At 61.9% G+C, this 1,226-nt stretch carries 1 protein-coding gene; it reads left to right on the top strand.

The window, feature by feature from the left end; all coding sequences use genetic code 11:
- The first annotated feature begins 17 nt into the window (after window positions 1-17).
- A protein-coding gene (locus L8F97_RS22420; RefSeq protein ID WP_242154953.1) for an IS3 family transposase occupies window positions 18-1,189 on the top strand; the annotation gives its coding sequence in 2 pieces (ribosomal slippage) (window positions 18-282 and window positions 282-1,189; 1,173 coding nt in all).
- The last annotated feature ends 37 nt before the right edge of the window (window positions 1,190-1,226 follow it).

The raw sequence follows: 1,226 nt of genomic DNA, 5'->3' as shown, positions 1-1,226 counted from the left end.
CACGAAAGGGACGACGAATGCCGAGCAAGAAGCACAAGCCGGAAGAGATCATCGGCAAGCTGCGTGAGGTTGAGATTGTGCTGGCACAGGGGGCATCGACGGCCGAAGCGTGCCGGCGGATCGCGGTTAGCGAGCAGACCTATTATCGCTGGCGCAAGGAATATGGAGGGCTGAAGATCGACCAGGCGCGGCGGATGAAGGATCTGGAGAAGGAGAACCTGCGACTACGGCGGGCGATCTCGGACCTGACGCTGGACAAGCTGATTTTGCAGGAGGCAGCGCGGGGAAACTTCTGAGCCCTGCGCGGCGACGACGCTGCATCGATCATGTGCAACGAGCGCTTCCGGTGTCCGAGCGACGGATCTGCCGAGTGCTGGGCCAGCATCGATCGACGCAGCGCAAGGTGCCGCGCGGGGCGGATGACGAACAGGCGCTGTCGGAAGACATCATCGCGCTGGCAAAGCAATATGGTCGTTACGGCTATCGCCGGGTGACGGCATTGCTGTGCCATGCCGGGTGGACGGTGAACCATAAACGGGTCGAGCGGATTTGGCGGCGCGAGGGGCTAAAGGTGCCACAGAAGCAACCGAAACGTGGGCGGCTGTGGTTGAACGACGGCTCGTGCATCCGGCTGCGCCCGGAATATCCAGGGCATGTGTGGGCGTACGACTTTGTCGAAGGCCGCACGCATGATGGTCGCAAGTTCCGCATCCTGACCATCATCGACGAGGCCAGTCGAGAGTGCCTGGCGCTGGTCGTTGCTCGTCAGCTCAAACATGAAGACGTGCTGGCGGCGTTGGCCGACCTGTTCGTCACACGAGGGCCACCTGCGCATATACGGTCGGACAACGGCGCCGAGTTTATCGCCAATGCGGTGCAGAAATGGCTCGGCCAAATCGGCGTGAAGACGCTCTACATCGCACCGGGATCACCATGGGAGAATGGCTATAATGAGAGCTTCAATGGGTCGCTTCGCGACGAACTGCTCAATGGCGAGATCTTCTACAGCCTCGCCGAGGCGAAGGTGCTGATCGAAGCATGGCGGCGGCATTACAACACCGTCCGTCCGCACAGCAGCCTGGGCTACCGACCGCCGGCCCCGGAAACGGCGTCACCGCCATATCCGGCCTCCGGTTCCGCTTCGCTTCACCTCCGTCCGGATATGGCGGCGGCGAGCATAGTCCACTAACAATCAACCCGGTCCACTCGACGGGGGCAGGTCAGTT

The sequence above is a fragment of the Sphingomonas sp. BAUL-RG-20F-R05-02 genome, from assembly GCF_022662305.1.
Lineage (GTDB): Bacteria > Pseudomonadota > Alphaproteobacteria > Sphingomonadales > Sphingomonadaceae > Sphingomonas.
The sequence above is the reverse complement of the archived record's forward strand: the minus strand, read 5'-3'. Positions and strand labels throughout refer to the sequence as shown.